The organism is Geobacillus sp. Y412MC52 (assembly GCF_000174795.2).
In the GTDB taxonomy this organism is placed as follows: Bacteria; Bacillota; Bacilli; order Bacillales; family Anoxybacillaceae; genus Geobacillus; species Geobacillus thermoleovorans.
This window is the reverse complement of the sequence record NC_014915.1, coordinates 440,167-460,434: the sequence shown is the minus strand read 5'-3', so window position 1 is coordinate 460,434 and position 20,268 is coordinate 440,167. Positions and strand designations below refer to the sequence as shown.

Genomic DNA, 20,268 nt, shown 5'->3' with positions numbered 1-20,268 from the left:
CCATTGCTTTGATCGCATCCTTTTTCTTCGCCATGAACATCGAGGCGAGCGGCGCGGCGGCCTCGATAGGCGTCGCTGATGAATCGGACGCCATTCCGAATCGTCAAGCTGCTGTTTGACAGCGACGTCTATACGGTCATCGCCATCTTGAGCGTCTGCTTGGCGTCATTAGCCTGAAAAAAAGAGCGCTTGCCTCATGAACATGGCAGCGGCATTTCACAACATCTATCAATCTAGGAGGTTATGAACATGAGCGTAAGCATCCCGCATGGCGGCACATTGATCAATCGTTGGAATCCGGACTATCCGCTTGATGAGGCGACCAAAACGATCGAGCTCTCCAAAGCCGAACTGAGCGACTTGGAGCTGATCGGAACGGGCGCCTACAGCCCCCTCACTGGTTTTTTAACGAAAACGGATTACGACGCGGTTGTTGAAACAATGCGTCTTTCTGACGGAACCGTCTGGAGCATTCCGATCACGCTCGCGGTAACAGAAGAAAAAGCGAAAGAGCTCGCCGTCGGCGATAAGGCGAAACTCGTTTATCGTGGCGACGTCTACGGCGTCATTGAGATTGCTGACATTTACCGCCCGGACAAAACGAAAGAAGCGAAGCTCGTTTATAAAACGGATGAACTTGCTCACCCAGGCGTGCGCAAACTGTTTGAAAAGCCGGATGTGTATGTCGGCGGGGAGATTACGCTTGTCAAACGGACCGACAAAGGCCAATTCGCCGCGTTTTATTTTGATCCAGCGGAAACGCGGAAAAAGTTTGCTGAGTTTGGCTGGAACACCGTTGTCGGCTTCCAAACGCGCAATCCGGTTCACCGCGCCCATGAATACATTCAAAAATGCGCGCTCGAGATCGTTGATGGCCTGTTTTTAAACCCACTCGTCGGCGAAACGAAATCGGACGATATTCCGGCTGACATCCGGATGGAAAGCTATCAAGTGCTGCTGGAAAACTATTACCCGAAAGACCGCGTTTTCCTCGGCGTCTTCCAAGCTGCGATGCGCTATGCCGGTCCGCGTGAAGCCATTTTCCACGCGATGGTGCGCAAAAATTTCGGCTGCACGCACTTCATCGTCGGCCGCGACCACGCTGGTGTCGGCAATTATTACGGTACGTATGATGCGCAAAAAATCTTCTTGAACTTTACGGCTGAAGAGCTTGGCATTACGCCGCTCTTTTTCGAACATAGCTTTTACTGCACGAAATGCGAAGGGATGGCATCGACAAAAACGTGTCCGCATGACGCGAAATACCATGTCGTCCTTTCCGGCACGAAAGTTCGTGAAATGCTGCGCAACGGCCAAGTGCCGCCGAGCACATTCAGCCGCCCGGAAGTGGCCGCCGTCTTGATCAAAGGGCTGCAAGAACGCGAAACGGTCGCCCCGTCAGCGCGCTAAAGGAGGATCGCGATGAGCACGAACATCGTTTGGCATCACACATCGGTCACAAAAGAAGATCGTCGCAAGCGCAACGGCCATCATAGCGCCATACTTTGGTTCACCGGGCTGTCCGGCTCCGGCAAATCGACGGTGGCCAATGCCGTCTCCAGACGACTGTTTGAGCTCGGCATTCAGAATTATGTCTTAGACGGCGACAACATCCGGCACGGGCTCAATAAAGATCTCGGCTTTTCCGCCGCCGACCGGACGGAAAACATCCGCCGCATCGGCGAAGTGGCAAAGCTGTTTGTCGACAGCGGCCAGTTTGTGCTGACGGCGTTCATCTCGCCGTTTGCCGAAGACCGGGCGCTCGTCCGCCGCTTAGTCGAAGAAGACGAGTTTATCGAAATTTACGTCAACTGCCCGCTTGAAGAATGCGAAAAGCGCGATCCGAAAGGGCTGTATCAAAAAGCTCGCCGCGGGGAAATCCGTGAATTTACGGGCATCGACTCGCCGTACGAAGCGCCGGAAGCACCGGAGCTGACGATCGAAACACACCGTTATTCGGTTGACGAATGTGTCGAGCAAGTGCTCGCCTACCTGCGCGAGCGAGGAATGATCCCGGCCGCGAAAACAGACTGATTCCCCCGTCCTCTGCCAAAAAAGAACGGGAGGTCATTTGACAAGGTCGTTTTCATCCCAAGGCAGACCATTTACAATAAAAGCAGCCGAGCATCCATGCCGTTTTCCGGCGGCTGGCTGAATCATGCACGAAGGGGCTGAAACAACGATGGGCAAAGTATATCTTGTCGGCGCCGGCCCCGGCGACCCGGAACTCATTACCGTCAAAGGATTAAAATGCATCCAGCAAGCGGATGTCATTTTGTACGACCGTCTCATCAATGAAGAGTTGCTTTCATATGCCAAGCCGGACGCCGAACTCATCTTTTGCGGCAAGCTGCCCGGCTTCCATGCCATGCAGCAGGAAACGATCAACCATGCGCTCGTCTGGCATGCCAAAAAAGGAAAAACGGTCGTCCGCTTAAAGGGCGGCGATCCGTTCGTGTTCGGGCGCGGCGGCGAAGAGGCCGAGGCGCTGGCCAAACATGGGATCGAATTTGAGATCGTTCCCGGCATCACCTCCGCCATCGCAGCGGCGGCTTACGCCGGCATCCCTGTCACCCATCGCGCGTTCAGCTCAAGCGTCGCCTTTGTCACCGGGCATCGGCGCGACGGAAGTCGTGACGAGATCAAATGGGAAAGCCTCGCCAAAGGCATCGATACGATCGCCATTTACATGGGGGTTCATCACTTGCCATACATTTGCGGCCAGCTGATGAAATACGGCAAAGCGCCGGAGACGCCGGCGGCGGTCATCGAATGGGGAACGACAACTGCTCAGCGCACCGTCACCGGCACGCTCGCGACGATCGCCGGAATCGCCGCCAAAGAAAACATCCAAAATCCGAGCATGATCATGATCGGAGACGTCGTCCGGCTGCGGGCCAACATTCAATGGTTCGAACGGTTGCTTGCGTCATCGGCAGCCGCTGAGGCAACATCGTGAGGCGATGGCGATGGAAGCTGTTTTATATGTCAGCCACGGCAGCCGCATTGCCGCCGCGCGCCATGAAGCGGCGCGTTTCGTCGAACAGTGCCGGAGGGCCATCGATATTCCGATTCAAGAGCTATGCTTTGTCGAGCTCGCGGAACCGGACATTGTCACCGGCGTTGACCGTTGTGTCGCCCAAGGGGCGACACGCGTCATCGTCGTTCCGCTTCTCCTTCTTTCTGCAGGGCATGCCAAACACGATATTCCAGCGGCATTGGACATCGCGAGACGGCGCCATCCGTCCGTTGATATCCTCTGCGGCGCTCCGTTCGGCGTCCATGAAGCGATGATCGACATCATGATCGACCGCATCAGCGAACAGTCCGCACCGCTTGACGGCGAATCGATGATCCTTCTTGTCGGCCGCGGCAGCAGTGATCCAGACACGAAGCGCGACATGTCCGCCATCGCTGCGCTTTTAAAAGAAAAAACGAACGTGCCGCACGTGGACGTTTGTTTTCTCGCTGCCATCCGCCCGACGCTTGATGAAGGGCTCGAACGGGCCCATGCATCGGCGTATCGGCGTGTGTTTGTCGTCCCGTACTTATTGTTTACCGGCGTCTTAATGAAAACGATCGAACGGAAGTTGCAGGGGTTCTCTGTTTCCGACAAACAGTGGCATTTATGCTCTTACCTAGGCGATCACCCGCGGCTTGTGCTGCTCATTCAACAACAAGTATTATCGCTATCATCCGTAAAAAAAGGAGCTTGAACCATCAAGCTCCTTTTTTCATGTACTTTCCGCCTCATCTATTATATGATGGAAACAGAACAACCATGATGAAGGAGGACTCATCGGCGTGAAAAGAGTTCATGTCATCGTGGAAGGGCGCGTGCAAGGCGTCGGGTTTCGATACTTCGTCCAACACGAAGCGCTAAAACGGCAGCTGACCGGTTGGGTGAAAAACAATGATGACGGAACAGTGGAAATGGAAGTTCAGGGGGATGAAAGCGCCCTTCAACTCTTTTTGGACACCATTGAAGCCGGAACGATGTTTGCCAAAGTCGCCCGCATGCACATCGAGCCGCGCGATGTCCGCTCCGATGAAAAACAATTTCGCATTATGTACGGGAGCGGCTTTTGACAACTAGGCTCATCCCCTCAAGCAGCGGCCTTCCCGGCTTTTTCGGCCATCGAGCCGGCAGAAGCGCCGGCCCGCTTGCCAAAATCCGAAGGGACAGCGTCTTCCTTGCTTTTCTGATCGCCAAACCAAAAGCGGTTCTGCCTTTCCCGCGCTTCTCGCCGCTCGATTACGCCGGCCGCAAATGCGGCGCCGCATAGTGGAAATAGGTCTCCAAGATGGCCATGTTCGCCTGCTCATTTTTTCCCCGCGCTTCGCGACAAAGCGGGTCGAACATGTCGACAGCGGAGGGCGGGTATTCGCCGCATATGTCCACGCCGAGCACTTTTTTATGGAATAAAAGCAACCGCAGGCAGGCGAGCAACCGGGATAGCGGAATCACTCCTTGATCCCAGTTCGTGACCGCGTCTTCGCGACGAAGAGCGTCTTTATCGATGCTGATATAGATGCTTCCGGTCGGGATGGCCTCGATGAGCACTTTTGGCCATTCATCATGATCATCAAATGGAAGAACAGTCATTTTCGGAGATAAACGGAGTTGATGCGAAGAAGCAGTTGGGCCAACGATAACGACTTTTTGCAGCCGCGGATGCTTAAGTGCATAGGAGACCCATGAGCCGCACGAAATGACATCATCCCCTCCTTCAGCATCCGTATGGCGGTCAAAAAGCACAAGCGTAAACGGTTCGTTGATTTCTTTAAGCAATAAATACGTGACATAATGGTAGTTGCCGCTGCCGATCAGCACCGCCCCGCGCTTCCGCCGCCGCTCAAGCCGCCGCTCAATTTCAGCAAGCGCCGCTTCGCTGCAATACAAATTCGTCTCCGGCACGTCGGCGAGATCGACCCATTCGTGCGGAAACTGAAACAGCCGCTTTTGCGGCCGGTACACGCCGTCAAAATTCAACACCGTGACACCATTGCCTTGAAACCCCATCGATCATCACCCTTCTTTCGTTGAATCATCATTCAACGCTTTGTAGGTGCGGATGAGTCCAAGATGTGTCTCTTTTTTTATTATACAATAGAAGTCGAAATATTTCCGCTCACACGCCTCGGTCATGTACAATAATAGAAAAACAAACAGCAAGGAGGGAGCCGCTTGCAACCGATCGACACGGCCGCCGTACAAGAGGCGCTGAATCGTTTTGCCAATCGCGACGTATATATTCATTTGGAAACGACGAACGGAGCATACGCCTCCCATCATAACGATGGCTTTTATTCCGTCGGCGCCTACATCCGCAACGCCTGCATTCGCTTCACCCGCGGCAAGATCACCGGCCCTGGGCCATATCGCGTCGGACTGAAGCTTGATCTTGGCTGGGTGTACGCCGAAGGGCTGACCCATTGGGAATGGACAGAAAAAGGACAGTTGCTGCTAGCAGGCCATGATGATCAAGGGAAATTGGCCGTGGCTCTCGAACTAAGCAACGAACCGTTTGTGTAAGGAGGGAGTTCCGTTGAATGAACGACATGTGCTCATTGTTTTTCCCCACCCGGACGATGAAGCGTTCGGCGTGTCGGGAACGATTGCCGAGCATGCGCAAAACGGCACGCCGGTGACATACGTTTGCTTGACGCTCGGAGAAATGGGGCGCAATATGGGCGTGCCTCCGTTTGCCAACCGCGAAACGCTTCCACACATCCGCAAGCAAGAACTGGAGGAAGCATGCCGCATTCTTGGCATTCATGATTTGCGCCTGCTCGGCTATCGCGACAAGACGGTCGAGTTTGAGGATGAAGAAGAGCTGGCTGACCGAATCGCCGCCATCGTGGCAGAAACGAATCCATCGCTTGTCATTACGTTTTACCCCGGCTACAGCGTCCACCCCGACCATGATGCGTGTGGAGCCGCTGTCATCCGCGCCTTAAAGCGCTGGCCGAAAGAAGAACGGCCAACCGTCCATTGCGTTGCGTTTGCGAAAAACTGCGAACAAGACCTTGGCCAGCCGGATGTCGTGCGCGATGTCAGCTCGGTGATCGATACGAAGCTGGCCGCCATTCGCGCCCACCGTTCGCAAACCGAAGGACTGATGCAAGCGGCATCCAAACGCGGCGATGCGCTTGCTTGGCTCAAAACGGAACGGTTTTGGACGTATCGGTGGGATGATTAAACGTATACAGGCGCCGGCCGCACCTCCAAGCTGGCTGAACCGGCACGGCCGGCCCGCCGCCGAAAAAAGGAAGCCCGCCTTTCACGTGAGGCTTGGGCGCCTTTTTCGTTGGCATAGGCAGTGAAGAAAACACCAGCCCGCCCAACCGGATCCGGAACAGGCATTGTTTCCGCTGGAATGTTTCAGATGGGTTGCAATCCGAAAGCGGCCTCGGCGGCCAGATCCCCTTTCAGCACGGTGACGGCTTTTCCTTCGAGCTGAACCCTCTCGCCTGACACCATCACCCGCACAATGCCGCCGCGGGCTGAAGCTTGGTAGCCGACTAACGTCGTTTTCTCAAGCTTGTCCGCCCAATACGGCCCGAGGCAACAGTGGGCGGAGCCGGTAACCGGGTCTTCCGGCACACCGAGAGCTGGAAAAAAGGCCCGCGATACAAAATCCATTTCTTCTGCCGCTGAACGGCTTGTCACAATGATGCCGCGCGCATCTACTTCTTGAAGCAGGCGGAAATCCGGGGTCAGTCTGCGCACCTCCTGTTCTGAGCCGATTTCCACCAAATAATCGAACCGGTTGCGCCCGATAAACAGCGGTTCAGCTGGCAAGGCACCAACAAGCGCAGCAGGAGGCGACTCAACCCGCACTGGCGTTTCGTTCGGAAAATCGAGCCGAATCCAACCATCGTTGTTTATAGCCGTCAATACTCCGCTGTTCGTGAAAAAGGCAATCGCTTCATCGGCGCGGCGCTCTCCGCGCTCCCACAGCACATGGGCACTCGCCAAAGTTGCATGGCCGCACAAATCAACCTCTGCTTTAGGGGTAAACCAGCGCAGACGATAGCCGCCCTCATGTGGAACTAAAAAGGCCGTCTCAGACAAATTCATTTCTGCGGCAACACGCTGCATCCACTCATCCCCAACCGGCTGCGGCAACAAGCAGACGGCTGCCGGGTTGCCGGCAAACGGCCGATCGGTGAACGCATCGACAATATACATCGGAATGTTCATTGCTCTTCCCCTCTTTCCCCGTTTCGTTCTTTTTCGTTCGCCAATAGCTGAGCCAACTCTTCATCCCATCGGCCGCGTTGCCGGAAGGAATCAGCAGCGAGCGCCTGAAACAGCCGCTTCCGTCCCTCAGCGTCCTCCACTTCGCGCAATACGATGCCGCGGGCCCGCTGCAAAAACTCAAGATACGGCCTGTACTCTTCGCCATACTTCTCCTCAAGCTCGCGGCGAATGCGGCGAGCAACCGCCGGACTTGCCCCCCCGGTCGACACGGCAATTGTGAGCGGACCGCGGCGGATGACAGCGGGAACGTGAAAATCACACCGCTCCGGATCATCCACGACATTTACGAGTTGACCGGGTGCTGCTGCTTGCGTCACCGCTTCATTCACCTTGCGATCATTCGTCGCGGCAATCACCAAAAAGGCCCCCGCCAAATCGTCTGGGTCAAACCGCTTTTTCTTCCAAACGATCATCCCCCCCGCGGCCAACGCTTGAAGCTCCGGCTCCGCTTCAGGCGCAATCATCACGATTTCCGCCCCTGCCTCTAACAATCCATGAATTTTTCTTGCCGCCACCTTCCCGCCGCCGACAACGACCGCCCGACGGCCGCGAAGCTGAAGAATCACTGGATATCCCATCGCTTTCTCCTCCCGCAATACAGACGCTCCTTTGGCCGGTTTTGGGCCCGATCCTCTCGACCAACGAACACGGCTCTTTTCCTTGATCGCTTGCACTCGAGCTGTGAACTGTTGACGAAGCCATTGTCCGCCGCAACATTCGCTGAAAAGCAAGATGAAGAAAAAAAGAAGCCGTGCATCGAACACGGCCTTTTTTTTCATTATATCATCCTTGTTTCACTTCCTGAAGCCATTTCGCCAACCGTTCATTTTTCTTTTTCATATGATCGAGCCATTGCGGGAGCAGTTTTTTCATGGCCTCCTGATCATTGTTCTCCATAGCCTGTCTCGTTTGTTCATGAAGCATATGAAGCTGCTGTTTTTCTTCTTTCGTCATCCACTGTTTCTTTTTATGTAACTGTTTCCATTCTTTCTTAAACTGTTCTTTTGTGATTTTTTTATCGACTAGCTGATCGATGAGCCGGTCAAGCGCTGCTTCGCGCTCTTTTTTCATCTTTTTGCACTTTTCTTTGATGGCCTGTTTCACATTTTCATCGTTCAACTGCTGACGCAACGCGTTCCGCTCATCCAGCACTTTTTTCCATTCTTCTTCCTGCTCAGGCGTATATTTTTGGACCATCTCCATCCACTTTTGCTCGTCAAGTCCCTCATGCTTCCACATATGGCCGACCGGCAAATGCACATCGGCCCCCCCGCCTGCATGGCTTCGAGCAGACACCCATGACGGCATCGCCAGAACGAGCGAAGCAAAAAAGGCAACCCATAATTTTCTCATCATGTGCACTCCTTTTTTCATTTCGTTCACGATCCATCAACGACTAGACAGCTGGGATCAATCATTCTTTATTTTCCCTCCTTTGCGCTGCCTCCTTTCCGATCATTTACTCCTTCCTTATTTTCCCCGTTTTTTGGACATCTTTGCATAAAAAATGAGGAAACCCGCAAAACAATCGTGTTTCCTCAGGATATTAAGGAATCGTCTAGCGAAATTTCTCTTCAATGCGCCGCCCGTAGTCGCGCAGCGCCTTCGAATTCGTCTGCCCCCGCTTTTTCATCAATTCGGCCAAACGAAGCTGTTTTTCCGTCCGCTTTTTCTCCAGCTCCCGTTTTTCCTCATCATCCTCGCAGCAACGAAGCAAGTCCTCGAGCGTCAAAAGCTCTTTGCGCAGCTCCGCTTCTTCCCTCACATAGCCGGCGTTTTTCAGCAGCAAATACCCGAGCCGCAGCTCCTCTGGAATGCGGGAAAGGTCTTCAATCTCAAGCGGTTTGCCGAAGCCGGGCAAGTTGTCGAACTCGCCGTTTTTCATCGCCTCGCGAATTTTCTCCTCGGCGATGCGCCAAAATCCGTCCATGTTACGTCAGCTCCTGCGCCTGCCGCCTCACGCGCTGCTCGTTTAAGAACCGGACGAGCTCGTCATACGGAAGCGGCGGGGAAAAATAATAGCCTTGCGCCTCATCGCACCGTTTTCCTTGCAAATAAGCCGCTTCGGTCTCCGTTTCGACCCCTTCAGCCAGCACCTTTACACCTATATTATGCCCGAGTCGGATGATCGCCGGCAAGATGACATCTTTTTTTCCTTGAATATGCTGAACGAACGAACGGTCGATCTTCAGCCGATCGATCGGCAAATCCGTCAAGTAGCTGAGCGAACTGTAACCAGTGCCGAAATCATCCATGCTGATCGTCACACCAAGCCCCTTCAGTTTCGAGAGAATATCAAGCGCACGTTCTGTATCCATGGTCATCCGCTCCGTAATTTCCAGATCTAAATGGTGCGGCGGCAGCCCGGCGTCGGCGAGCAGGCGGGCGAGTTTATCCACAAATCGGCGGCTTTCAAATTCATATGGCGATAAGTTGATGGAAACGGACAAGTCAGGAAAACGATCAAGCAGTTGCTTCGTCTGCTCACAAGCCGTGCGGATGACCCATTCATTGATCGGGATGATCATGCCGGTCTGTTCGGCAACCGGGATAAACAATGACGGCGAAACCATCCCTTTTTCCGGATGGCGCCAGCGAATCAACGCCTCCATGCCGATCACTTGCCGGTCGTGAAGCCGAATTTGCGGCTGATAGTACAATTCAAATTCCTCATTTTCAAGCGCACGCCGCAAGTCGCGTTCCATCGCCATCTTTTCATGGAGACGAATCGCCATCGGCTCCGTGAAAAAGAGAAAATCGCTCGCCGCTTTTTTTCGCGCCTCGTAGCGAGCAATATCCGCCTTGCGAATCAACGTTTTTGCATCCTCCCCATCTTTTGGGTAGACGCTGATGCCGATGTTCACGGTCACATACAATTCCATCCCATTGACGACAATCGGTTCGTCCGCCGCCTCAATGAGCTGTTTCGCCATTTCTTCAGCCTTTTGATGTGTGCTGTTTGACACTACTGCGATGAACTCATTCCCGCTCCAGCGCCCGATGGCCATTCCTTGCTTTTCTTTCCATTCTTGCGCCAAATGGAGGAGCACTTCGTCCCCGACAGCGTAGCCATAAAAATCGTTGATCGTTTTCATCCCACTCACTTCTAAAAATATGACTGCCATTTCATGACGATGCTGTTTCGCCTCAGCAAGGCAACGCTCCACCGCTTTATACATCGCCTCCTTGTTCGGCAGCCCGGTCAGTTCGTCATGGTTGGCGATATAACGCATCCGCTCTTCGTTTTGTTTTTGTTCTGTCAAATCGCGGACAGCGGCCACCGTCACTTTTTCCCCTTCATAATCGTAGCGGCGCCGGACGATTTCCGCCGGAAATGCGGTGCCGTCTTTTCGGCGCAGCTCGATTTCAAAGCGCTCCGGTTCCTCATGCGGACGATTCAGTTTCATTGACCCGTCAACGACTAAATCCCCGATCGGCAAATGAATCAGCTCGCTTTCCGAATAGCCGAGCAGGCGGCACGCCGCTTCATTGACCTCAACGACTTTCCCGTGCGCATAGACGATCAGCCCTTCCATCGTCATTTCCGCCAGCCGCCGCAGCCGATGCTCGTTGGATGCGAGCGTTTTTTTATAGACAGCCAACGCCTTCCGTTCCATTTGGTGATGCAAAGCGAGCAAATAGGCAACCGCTGACGCCAAAAACATGGCCATCATCGTCCACATCGCCTGTTGCCGCCCTCGCTGCAAATGTTGCTCATACGTTTTGGCATCAAAATCGATGCCAACAACCGCATCCACCGTCCCGTCCGGTTGACGGATCGGCATAAACGCGCTGATGCTTCTTCCCCATTCGTCTGTTGTCGGGTGCTGTTCCATCGCAAACCGGCCGCGGAACGCCTCTTCGATCTCTGGAAAATGGCGGCGGTAAACCGTCCCAGGCGGAACAGCTTGTTCCTTTTGGCCGTCGATGCGGCCGTTCCGATTGTAGTCAGTCGCTGGCGCTGCAACGAAATATAGCTCACCGCGCTCATTCTTTTTTAACGTATACACGCTCAACACGCGGCCGTAATGTTGCCAACGCTCCAGCACCGCCATCACCACGTGATACGCAGGCAGATGTTCCGCCCTTTCATCGAGCCGTTCGTGCCCCATGGCGGCCAAATCGCCGGCGATCATGCCGGCGATTTGCTTTGCGGCTTCCTCATATTCACGATGTTCTTGTTTTTCAGCATAATGGATATAGATCATCCCTGCCCCCAAAAAAAGCAGGGAAACGGTGGCAAACACAACAGTCAGTCTCGGCGCCGCCAGCCATGGGATGCCCCCCCAATGACGTTTTGCCATCCAATGGCCGTATACATAGACACCGCCGACCGTCAAAAAAAGGCCCAAGATATACAAGATATATTCAAGTTGATTCGACATCATCCATCACCGTCATCGATTCTTCGACGCTTTGCTTTCATTATAAGACGGCCATTCTTCGCTCTGCCTCCCTCCACCGTTCCTATTTGTTCGACAGCTTACGACATTCATCTGTCGGTCATAGGACTTGGGTATGAGACACCGTTTCCACGCTTACGGCCATAAATCCAGGTCGGCCGAAACGAAAATATCTATCTATTGGTATAAGCCTTTAGGACGAGGTGCTATATTTGTAACGGCGCTGTAACATTATTTAATCCAACTGTAAAAAACAAGTCTAGTTTCCTCTGCTATACTCTAGTTAAAAGACGTCGAATCGGAAAAGATTTTGTCGGGGGTTAGGGAAAATGAAAAAATGGTGTTCTCTCCTGTTCGTATCCATGATCATTCTATTTTCCTCCTTCTTTGTAAGCACTTCCAATTCAGATGCAGCCGCCAACAAAGCACGGCTCATCATCGAAGCGAAAAAGCTGATCGGCACCCCTTACCGATATGGCGGGACGACGCCAAAAGGATTTGACTGCTCAGGATTTGTCTACTATACCCATAAAAAAGTTGGCGTCACCTTGCCTCGCACCTCTCGAGAAATGTACAAAAAAGGTACATACGTACATAAGTCCCAATTACAGCCGGGAGATTTAGTGTTTTTCGACACTTCCAAACAGACGAAAGGGGTCTCCCACGTGGCTATTTACATCGGCGACAATCAAGTCATCCATGCCGTTTCCCGCGGTGTGAAAATCGACAGCTTAAACAGCAGCTACTGGAAAACGAAATATGTCGGAGCCAAACGGCTGTAACAGCTCCGTCGGAAAAGCTCTCTGTCATATTAAGTCCGCTTAATAGACAGGGGGTTTTTATTATGCAAAAAAAGCGGCCCTCCAAAACTGGAGAGCCCAATGCTATATTTCATAGGGGATCGGGGGAATACTTGGAAAACGTTACGCTATTATTCATTTCCTCCCTTTTCATTTTTTATACATGAGATCAAAAAATTTTTATGCACGGCGAATGATCCTAGCAGACATAAATGACCGATCTCTGCCGAATAGTATAGATGGCGATTGGTTGTTCGTTCCTTCGCTTCGGCTAAAGGAGGTGTTTCCGTTGTTCGCTTCTTCAGAGCTAGGCATCGATTTAGGCACGATGAACGTTCGGTTGTTCAGCCAAACAAAAGGGATTGTGTTTGACGAACCGGCTGCGGTCGCCTACAACCGCCATACAGGCAAGCTGATGGCGATCGGCCAACAAGCAAAGCAGATGATCGGCAAAGCTCCCGACCACATCGAAGTCACCTACCCGCTGCAAAACGGCGTTATTGCCGATTTTGACCGCGCCAAAATGCTGTTGCAGCAAGTATTCAAGCAAGTCGGTAACCCGCTCGGCCTCGCCTTCAAAAAGCCGAGCGTCGTGATGAGCGTTCCGTTTCACGCCACCTCGGTCGAACGCCGCTCGTTTTATGAAATCGCCCAACATTGCGGGGCGAAGCACATCCATTTTATTGAAGAGCCGGTCGCTGCCGCCATCGGCGCAGACTTGCCGGTCAGCGAGCCGGTCGCCAACGTCGTCGTTCATCTTGGAGCCGGCAAAACGGAAGCGGCGATCATCTCGTTGGGCGGCGTCGTCGCCTGCCGCTCGCTCCGCATCGGCGGCAACCGGCTTGACGAAGACATTATGCAATACGTCCGCCAGCGCTACAACTTGCTGATCGGCAAACAGACAGCCGAGCAGGTCAAACTCGCGATCGGCAGCGCTCCGGGGATCGATGCTGATCAAACGGTGACGATTCACGGCCGCAACCTTGTCACCGGCTTTTTGAAAGCCATTTCCCTCGATCCTCTCGAAGTGCAAACGGCGATGAAAGAATCGCTCCTGCAAATTGCCGAAGCCATTCGCGCCGTTCTTGAAGAATGCCCGGCGGAATTGAGCGGGGACATCATTGACCACGGCGTGGTGCTCACCGGTGGAGGCGCCTTGCTTCACGGCATTGAGCAATGGCTTGGCGCCGAGCTGCACGTACCGGTGCATGTCGCTCCCAATCCGTCTGAAGCCGTTGCGATCGGAACTGGGAAAGCGCTGCGGGCAATGCCGAAACGGCTCAGCGCAGCACTTTAGCCTCTGCTGGGCGCCCGCTGGACATTTGGCACGCCTCGAATCGGCATCGCCGCGCCACCTTAAAGGACTAATGCAACATCCAAACGGTTGTTTTCTCCAAACAAGTCATAATGGAAAAGGTGTCCCGCTGCTTTCGGGACACCTTCTTTTTTGCTTCAAACAACCGACATTCGGCAAAAACGCCAGACTGCCGCGTTATGACGTTTTCCGAATTCGCTCTTCCTCCTTCGCCGCCTGTGCTCCTTCGACCGCTTCGAGCAACAAATCGACAATACTCGTCCCCCTTTGTGGCCGTTATGGAATCATCCACGACAATACCGTCGATTGCAAGTAAACGAGAATGCCAATCAAGATGATTAAGAACACGCTATGTTTGACCGTGAAGCGGAACAAGTCGGATTCTTTGCCGGTCAAACCGACGGCCGCACAGGCGACGGCGATCGATTGCGGCGAAATCATTTTCCCGACAACGCCGCCTGATGAGTTGGCCGCCAACGCCAGCACCGGATCCATGCCAATCGATGTCGCCGTCACTTTTTGCAGGTTGCCGAACAACAAGTTCGACGACGTGTCGGAACCGGTGATAAACACGCCGAGCCAGCCTAAAATCGGCGAGAAGAACGGGAACAACGGGCCTGTTTTGGCCAACGCCATCCCAAGCGTCGTGCTCATGCCTGACGAGTTGGCGATATAGGCAAAGCCGACAACCGAAGCGATCGTGATGATCGGGAATTTCAATTCGTTAAGCGTTTCCACAAACGTACGCGCCCAATCTTTCCACGAGATGCCGATGATGAACTTTGTGACGACCGCCGCCAGCAAAATCGCCGTCCCAGCCGCGCCGAGCAGCTCAAGCTTATACACCGCCGCGATCGGCTGGCCGCTTGGGTTCAAAATTTGGTTGTTGAGCCCCGGCACAGGCGGCATAAACGTCAAGTGGACGCCGATAGCGTTGACCAACTTCAACAAGCCGTTTGTCCCTTCATAATGGCCGGTGAGCGCCGCCTTCACTTGCGGAATGCCCCACAGTGAGATCAAAGCCGTCAGCACGAGAAACGGCGACCAAGCGCGGAATACTTCCCCGCCGCGTTGCGTCGCGCGAGCAACTTGCCCAGCGGCCGCCACTTCCGACTCCGTTGCAAAGCGGAATGTGCTTTTCGGCTTCCAATATTTCAAAAAGACAGCCAACGCGACGATCGAAACGAGCGAGGACAAAATGTCCGGCAGCTCCGGTCCTAAAAAGTTCGAGGTGAAATATTGCGTCAGCGCAAACGAAACACCGGAAACGATAATGGCCGGCAACACTTCCACCGTCTTTTTCCATCCCGCCATAATCAAGACAAGATAGAACGGAATGAACACCGATAAAAACGGCAACTGCCGCCCAACCATTTTTGAGATTTCCATCGCCGGCACGCCAGTCGGCCCTTCCATCGAGATGATTGGAATCCCGACCGCCCCGAACGCCACCGGCGCTGTGTTGGCGATCAAGCAAATGCCCGCGGCATACAGCGGGTTGAACCCCAACCCGGCAAGAAGCGCCGCTGAAATCGCCACCGGCGCGCCAAACCCAGTTGCTCCTTCCAAAAAGGCGCCAAACGAAAAGGCAATCAGCAACGCTTGCAGCCGGCGGTCTTCGGTGAGCGAGACAACCGAATTGCGGATAATGTCAAAGTGGCCTGTTTTCACCGTCAGCTTGTATAAAAAGACAGAGGTGATGATGATCCAGCCGATCGGCAACAATCCGTACACCGCGCCTTGCGTCACTGACATAACCGCTTTTCCAGCCGGCATTCTGTAAGCGATTACAGCCAACACAACAGCAAGCAATAACGTCGTCAACCCAGCGATGTGCCCTTTCATCCGCTTGACAGCCAGCGCCCAAAAGAAATACAAAATCGGAATGAGTGCAACAATGGCCGATAACCAAAGCTGGTCGGCGATTGGCGTGAAGTCCTGCTTCCACATGCGGTTTTCTCCTCCCCTTTGTGCCTGACTTATCGGCGTTTGCAAATGATCGACCGCTCACCTTTGTGTTCCACTCTTCCAGTCATCAGATGACCGGATAAGAAACGCCGTCTGTCTCACATTATAAAAGTACTCAACAAAAAAGACAATAGTATTTTTTCATTTTTCTAACTTTTTCTCTTATCCCCTTCTCCTTTCCGTCCGCAAAAAAGCGCTTGTCCTTCCCCTTTATGCTGTATCATAATAGACAGTGCGGACGCATTGCTTTTGAAAACGGGAAATCCATTCTTCCGAACATTGAGGTGGAACCATTGGCATTTAAACGAATCAAAACGAAAAAAATCTATGAAGAAGTGGCCGAAGCGATTTTTGATATGATCAAGAACGGCGAGCTGAAACCGGGTGACAAACTTGATTCCGTCCAGCAGCTCGCTGAGCAATTTCAAGTTGGGCGCGCCGCCATTCGCGAGGCGCTCACTGCCTTGAAAGCAATGGGGTTGATCGAACTGCGGCAAGGCGAGGGGACGTACGTCCGTGAGTTCGATCCGACGATGATGACGTTTCCGTTATCAATGGCTGTCTTAATGAACAAAGAAGATATTTGGCATTTGCTTGAAGTGCGCAAGCTGCTTGAGGCAGGAGCCGCCTCGCTCGCCGCCTCCAAACGGACAGAGCGCGACCTTGAGGCGATGGCACAAGCGCTTCGGCAAATGAAAGAAGGCATCGGCAGCGGTGAGCTTGGGGAGAAGGCCGATTGGGCGTTTCATATGGCCATCGCCGAGGCGTCGCAAAATCCGATGCTCACAAGCATCATGAACAGCGTCTCCGGCATGATCGTTGAAACGATGCGGGAAACGCGCCGCATTTGGCTGTTTTCGAAACAAACGACGACCGAAAAGCTGCTTGCCGAACACCAAGCGATTTTCGAAGCCATTCGCGACCAAAATCCGGACGCCGCCCGGACGCGCATGCTTGAACATTTGACCAATGTCGAAAACGTGTTGCGTCGCTACGTTCGCACTCAGCAGCCAAACTGAGTGCGTTTTTTGCGAAAAAAGAGCTACGAATCTGAAAAAATGGTTTATAATAGACATATAGTCATCAGATGACCTGCTTACCTATCCCCCAAAAAACAGGAGGGAGAAGAAGTGAAAGTATCGTTGTTTGTCACTTGCCTCATCGATCTCTTTTACACGAATGCCGGCAAAGCGACCGTCGAACTGCTCGAGCGGCTCGGCTGCGAGGTTGATTTTCCGGAGGCGCAAACGTGCTGCGGCCAGCCCGCGTATAACAGCGGTTATGTCAAAGAGTCAAAAGAAGCCATGAAACAGATGATGCGCGCGTTCGCCCACGCTGATTACGTCGTCACCCCATCCGGCTCGTGCGCGGCGATGTTAAAGGAATATCCGCACATTTTCCACGGCGACCCGGAATGGGAAGCGGAGGCGAAACGGCTCGCAGCGAAAACGTACGAGCTGACGCAATTTCTCGTTGACGTCCTGAAAGTCGAAGATGTCGGCGCCTCGCTTCACGGGCGGGCGACGTACCATACGTCTTGCCATATGACCCGCCTTCTTGGCGTGAAAGACGCACCGCTCCGGCTGTTGGAACATGTCAAAGGGCTTGAGCTCGTTCCGCTGCCGAACGCCCACCAGTGCTGCGGGTTTGGCGGCACATTTTCTGTCAAAATGGGGCCGATTTCCGAACAAATGGTCGATGAAAAGATCGGGCATATCGAAGAAGTGGAAGCAGACTATTTAATCGGCGCCGACTGCGGCTGTTTAATGAACATCGGCGGCCGCATCGGGCGGCTTGGCAAACCGATTCGCGTCATGCATATCGCGGAAGTGCTCAATCACCAAAAGTAAGAGAGGGGGACTCGGACATGCCGATGAAAATTGAAAACGGTCCGTTTTGGAAGCGGGTCGAGGAAAACTTGCAAAATGATTTTATGCGCGGGGCGGTCGCCGGCATGCAAGACCGCGGCTATGTGCGGCGGCTTGGCGTCATCGAAGAGCTCGGCCATTGGGAGGAGTGGCGCTCGCTCGCCGAACAAATCCGAAAGCATACGCTGGAAAACTTGGACTATTATTTAATGCAGCTCAGTGAAAACGTTGCCAAACGAGGCGGCCACGTTTTTTTCGCCCAGACGGCCGAAGAAGCGAACGACTACATCCGCCGCATCGCCTTGGAAAAACAGGCGAAAAAAATCGTCAAATCAAAATCGATGGTGACCGAAGAAATCAACTTAAACCCGGTGCTCGAAGCCATCGGCTGCCAAGTGGTCGAAACGGACCTTGGCGAATACATTTTGCAAATCGATGACCATGACCCGCCGTCGCATATCGTCGGTCCGGCGCTCCATAAAAACAAAGAGCAAATTCGCGACGTCTTCCGCCGCAAGCTCGGCTATACGAAGTCGTCCGATCCGGTTGAACTCGCCCGCCATGCCCGTGAGATGCTGCGGCGCGACTATTTGACAGCCGACATCGGCATCACCGGGTGCAACTTTGCCATCGCCGAATCGGGCTCGATCACGCTCGTCACGAACGAAGGCAACGCCGATTTGGTGACCGCATTGCCGAAAACACAAATTACCGTCATGGGGATGGAGCGGATCGTTCCGACGTTTGAGGAGATGGAAGTGCTTGTGAGCATGCTGACGCGCAGCGCCGTCGGGCAAAAACTGACGAGCTACATCACCGTTCTCACCGGTCCGCACGATGAAGGCGACGCTGACGGTCCGGAAGAATTCCATCTCGTCATCGTTGACAACGGACGCTCCTCGATTTTAGGGACGGAATTCCAGCCCATATTGCAATGCATCCGCTGCGCGGCTTGCGTCAACGTCTGTCCAGTATATCGCCATATCGGCGGCCATTCGTACGGCTCGATTTACTCCGGCCCGATCGGAGCGGTCTTGTCGCCGCTGTTGGGCGGCTACGACGACTACAAGGAGCTTCCGTACGCGTCTTCCCTTTGCGCGGCCTGTACGGAGGCATGCCCGGTGAAAATCCCGCTTCACGAGCTTCTCATCAAACATCGCCAAATCATCGTCGAGCGGGAAGGAAAAGCGCCGGTCGCAGAAAAACTGGCGATGAAAGCGTTCCGCCTCGGGACAGCCTCATCGTCGCTGTACCGCTTCGGCACGAAATTCGCACCGAGCGCCTTCGCACCGTTTGTAGAGGACGGGCGCATTACGAAAGGCCCCGGCCCGCTCAAAGCGTGGACGGAAAGCCGCGAATTTCCGGCGCCAAGCAAAGAGCGGTTCCGCGACTGGTTCCGCGACCGCCAAAAAGGAGGAAACCCGTCATGACGCGTGGTGCTATTCACAACCGTGACGCGTTTTTAGAAAACATCGCCCATCGCCTCGGGAGAGCTCCCCGCCTATCCGGCGTCTCCCGGCCGCAATGGGACTGTGCGCCGCAATGGACAGTGTTTGCCGGCTATAGCCAAGACGACTTGTTGGCAGTGCTTCGCGAACAATGTAAACTGATTCATACTGATTACATCGAGACGACAAGCGCCGGACTTGCTGGGGTGCTCAAGCAACAAGTCACGGCTTATGGCGGCGGCCCGGTCATCGTGCCGGATGACCCGCGCTTTGCCGAGTATGGGCTGTCCACTCTGCTTCAAGACGAATGGCCGGCCGAGCAAATCGCCGTCCATACGTGGAACCCGGCGCTTGGACGCCAAAACATTGACGCCGCCGAACAGGCCAACGTCGGCATCGCTTTTAGCGACATTACACTCGCCGAGTCAGGGACAGTCGTTTTGTTTTCGCGCAATGAACAAGGGCGGGTCATTCACTTTTTGCCGAAAACGTATATCGCCATCGTGCCGAAAAGCACGGTCGTGCCGCGCATGACGCAAGCGGCGGTGATCATTCGCAAGCAAATTGAAAAAGGCGTTCTCGTTCCGTCATGCATCAACTTCATCACCGGCCCGAGCAACTCCGCCGACATTGAAATGAACTTGGTCGTCGGCGTCCACGGGCCGATGAAAGCGGCGTATATCGTCGTCACTGACCGTTGACCAAAACAAAACGGTGTCCCTTCTCGATCATAGGGCACCGTTTTTCGTCAATATTGCCGGCTCACATCGACCGCATTGGCAAGCGGCTTTCCGGCTTCGATGCGGCAAAAGTGGTTGTTCGCAACGGTTTGACGTCTTGATCAATTCGGGTGGAACGGACTGACAGACACTTTCGCGTGATTTTTCACATCCGTAACGACCAGCAAAATCTGCCTTCCCTTCTTCTCATACACGAAAGCTGACCCCCACCTGTCAACTTGAGTCCATTGACGTTTCTCCAATTCGTCAAGATAATAGTCAGCCACTTCCTCCGCCGAAGAAGACGCAACAACAAACTCCACCCTATCATCCACCGAACGAATGTCACTCGCTTGTGGATGCAGCGGGATGTCTTGATACCCTGGCACAGTCTGTTGCTGCTGACATCCTGAAAAAAAAGCAATTACAAGGATTAAAACCAACGGGATGCCTATGCGCACTTCATCCTCCTCCGCTCCC

At 53.8% G+C, this 20,268-nt stretch carries 21 protein-coding genes; 13 read left to right on the top strand and 8 right to left on the bottom strand.

Annotation, left to right across the window (positions count from 1 at the left end):
* The first annotated feature begins 249 nt into the window (after window positions 1-249).
* The 5 genes from sat to GYMC52_RS02285 all read left to right on the top strand — a co-directional run bounded on the left by sat (window position 250) and on the right by GYMC52_RS02285 (window position 4,089).
* The gene (gene sat / locus GYMC52_RS02305) at window positions 250-1,410 is read left to right on the top strand and encodes a sulfate adenylyltransferase (protein WP_013146352.1); all 1,161 of its coding nucleotides are present in this window, start codon (window positions 250-252) and stop codon (window positions 1,408-1,410) included.
* 12 nt (window positions 1,411-1,422) lie between these two features.
* A complete protein-coding gene (gene cysC / locus GYMC52_RS02300) occupies window positions 1,423-2,034 on the top strand; it encodes an adenylyl-sulfate kinase (RefSeq protein ID WP_013146353.1) in 612 nt (203 codons plus the stop codon).
* A 148-nt stretch (window positions 2,035-2,182) separates the two neighbouring features.
* The gene (gene cobA, locus GYMC52_RS02295; RefSeq protein ID WP_015373929.1) at window positions 2,183-2,959 is read left to right on the top strand and encodes a uroporphyrinogen-III C-methyltransferase; all 777 of its coding nucleotides are present in this window, start codon (window positions 2,183-2,185) and stop codon (window positions 2,957-2,959) included.
* Between the two features lie 10 nt (window positions 2,960-2,969).
* Entirely contained in the window at window positions 2,970-3,716 is a 747-nt protein-coding gene (locus GYMC52_RS02290) for a sirohydrochlorin chelatase (RefSeq protein ID WP_013146355.1), read from the top strand.
* A gap of 88 nt (window positions 3,717-3,804) precedes the next feature.
* Window positions 3,805-4,089, top strand: coding sequence for an acylphosphatase (locus GYMC52_RS02285; protein ID WP_013146356.1), 285 nt, complete (start codon window positions 3,805-3,807; stop codon window positions 4,087-4,089).
* A gap of 166 nt (window positions 4,090-4,255) precedes the next feature.
* Here GYMC52_RS02285 and GYMC52_RS02280 read toward each other — a convergent pair whose 3' ends face one another.
* Window positions 4,256-5,023 (bottom strand): arginase family protein, encoded by a 768-nt coding sequence (locus tag GYMC52_RS02280; protein WP_013522956.1) that lies wholly within the window; start codon window positions 5,021-5,023, stop codon window positions 4,256-4,258.
* A gap of 165 nt (window positions 5,024-5,188) precedes the next feature.
* On the opposite strand from GYMC52_RS02280, the gene GYMC52_RS02275 reads away from it, so the two are divergent.
* Together GYMC52_RS02275 and bshB2 are read left to right on the top strand one after the other, a co-directional pair.
* Window positions 5,189-5,536, top strand: coding sequence for a YojF family protein (locus tag GYMC52_RS02275; protein WP_013146358.1), 348 nt, complete (start codon window positions 5,189-5,191; stop codon window positions 5,534-5,536).
* Window positions 5,537-5,549: 13 nt separating this feature from the next.
* Complete coding sequence (gene bshB2 / locus GYMC52_RS02270) at window positions 5,550-6,203, top strand: bacillithiol biosynthesis deacetylase BshB2 (protein WP_013522955.1); 654 nt, start codon at window positions 5,550-5,552, stop codon at window positions 6,201-6,203.
* 182 nt (window positions 6,204-6,385) lie between these two features.
* On the opposite strand, the gene GYMC52_RS02265 is transcribed toward bshB2, so the two are convergent.
* From GYMC52_RS02265 to GYMC52_RS02245, 5 genes are all read right to left on the bottom strand, one after another.
* Window positions 6,386-7,207, bottom strand: coding sequence for a PhzF family phenazine biosynthesis protein (locus GYMC52_RS02265; protein ID WP_013522954.1), 822 nt, complete (start codon window positions 7,205-7,207; stop codon window positions 6,386-6,388).
* The gene (locus tag GYMC52_RS02260) at window positions 7,204-7,845 is read right to left on the bottom strand and encodes a precorrin-2 dehydrogenase/sirohydrochlorin ferrochelatase family protein (protein WP_013522953.1); all 642 of its coding nucleotides are present in this window, start codon (window positions 7,843-7,845) and stop codon (window positions 7,204-7,206) included. The genes GYMC52_RS02265 and GYMC52_RS02260 overlap by 4 nt, the downstream gene beginning before the upstream one ends.
* A gap of 205 nt (window positions 7,846-8,050) precedes the next feature.
* Window positions 8,051-8,620, bottom strand: a complete 570-nt coding sequence (locus GYMC52_RS02255) for a hypothetical protein (protein ID WP_013522952.1) — start codon at window positions 8,618-8,620, stop codon at window positions 8,051-8,053.
* Window positions 8,621-8,825: 205 nt separating this feature from the next.
* Window positions 8,826-9,197: a DnaJ family domain-containing protein gene (locus GYMC52_RS02250; RefSeq protein ID WP_013522951.1), complete on the bottom strand. Its 372-nt coding sequence runs from the start codon at window positions 9,195-9,197 to the stop codon at window positions 8,826-8,828.
* Window position 9,198: 1 nt separating this feature from the next.
* A complete protein-coding gene (locus GYMC52_RS02245; protein WP_013522950.1) occupies window positions 9,199-11,655 on the bottom strand; it encodes a bifunctional diguanylate cyclase/phosphodiesterase in 2,457 nt (818 codons plus the stop codon).
* A gap of 344 nt (window positions 11,656-11,999) precedes the next feature.
* Here GYMC52_RS02245 and GYMC52_RS02240 point away from each other — a divergent pair, with 344 nt between their 5' ends.
* Entirely contained in the window at window positions 12,000-12,452 is a 453-nt protein-coding gene (locus tag GYMC52_RS02240; RefSeq protein ID WP_013522949.1) for a C40 family peptidase, read from the top strand.
* Window positions 12,453-12,759: 307 nt separating this feature from the next.
* Complete coding sequence (gene mreBH / locus GYMC52_RS02235) at window positions 12,760-13,767, top strand: rod-share determining protein MreBH (protein ID WP_013522948.1); 1,008 nt, start codon at window positions 12,760-12,762, stop codon at window positions 13,765-13,767.
* Between the two features lie 294 nt (window positions 13,768-14,061).
* Here the strand turns inward: mreBH and GYMC52_RS02230 are convergent, their stop codons facing one another.
* Window positions 14,062-15,735, bottom strand: a complete 1,674-nt coding sequence (locus GYMC52_RS02230) for an L-lactate permease (protein WP_013522947.1) — start codon at window positions 15,733-15,735, stop codon at window positions 14,062-14,064.
* Between the two features lie 311 nt (window positions 15,736-16,046).
* On the opposite strand from GYMC52_RS02230, the gene GYMC52_RS02225 reads away from it, so the two are divergent.
* The 4 genes from GYMC52_RS02225 (at window position 16,047) to GYMC52_RS02210 (ending at window position 19,770) form a co-directional block, all read left to right on the top strand.
* Window positions 16,047-16,772: a FadR/GntR family transcriptional regulator gene (locus GYMC52_RS02225; protein ID WP_013522946.1), complete on the top strand. Its 726-nt coding sequence runs from the start codon at window positions 16,047-16,049 to the stop codon at window positions 16,770-16,772.
* Window positions 16,773-16,883: 111 nt separating this feature from the next.
* Window positions 16,884-17,603 carry a (Fe-S)-binding protein gene (locus GYMC52_RS02220; RefSeq protein ID WP_013522945.1) on the top strand — a complete coding sequence of 240 codons (720 nt, stop codon included), beginning with the start codon at window positions 16,884-16,886 and terminating at the stop codon, window positions 17,601-17,603.
* A gap of 17 nt (window positions 17,604-17,620) precedes the next feature.
* On the top strand, window positions 17,621-19,051 hold the full coding sequence (locus tag GYMC52_RS02215; RefSeq protein ID WP_013522944.1) for a LutB/LldF family L-lactate oxidation iron-sulfur protein: 1,431 nt from the start codon (window positions 17,621-17,623) through the stop codon (window positions 19,049-19,051).
* Window positions 19,048-19,770: a LutC/YkgG family protein gene (locus GYMC52_RS02210; protein ID WP_013522943.1), complete on the top strand. Its 723-nt coding sequence runs from the start codon at window positions 19,048-19,050 to the stop codon at window positions 19,768-19,770. The genes GYMC52_RS02215 and GYMC52_RS02210 overlap by 4 nt, the downstream gene beginning before the upstream one ends.
* Before the next feature lie 140 nt (window positions 19,771-19,910).
* On the opposite strand, the gene GYMC52_RS02205 is transcribed toward GYMC52_RS02210, so the two are convergent.
* A complete protein-coding gene (locus GYMC52_RS02205; RefSeq protein WP_013522942.1) occupies window positions 19,911-20,249 on the bottom strand; it encodes a hypothetical protein in 339 nt (112 codons plus the stop codon).
* Between the last annotated feature and the right edge of the window lie 19 nt (window positions 20,250-20,268).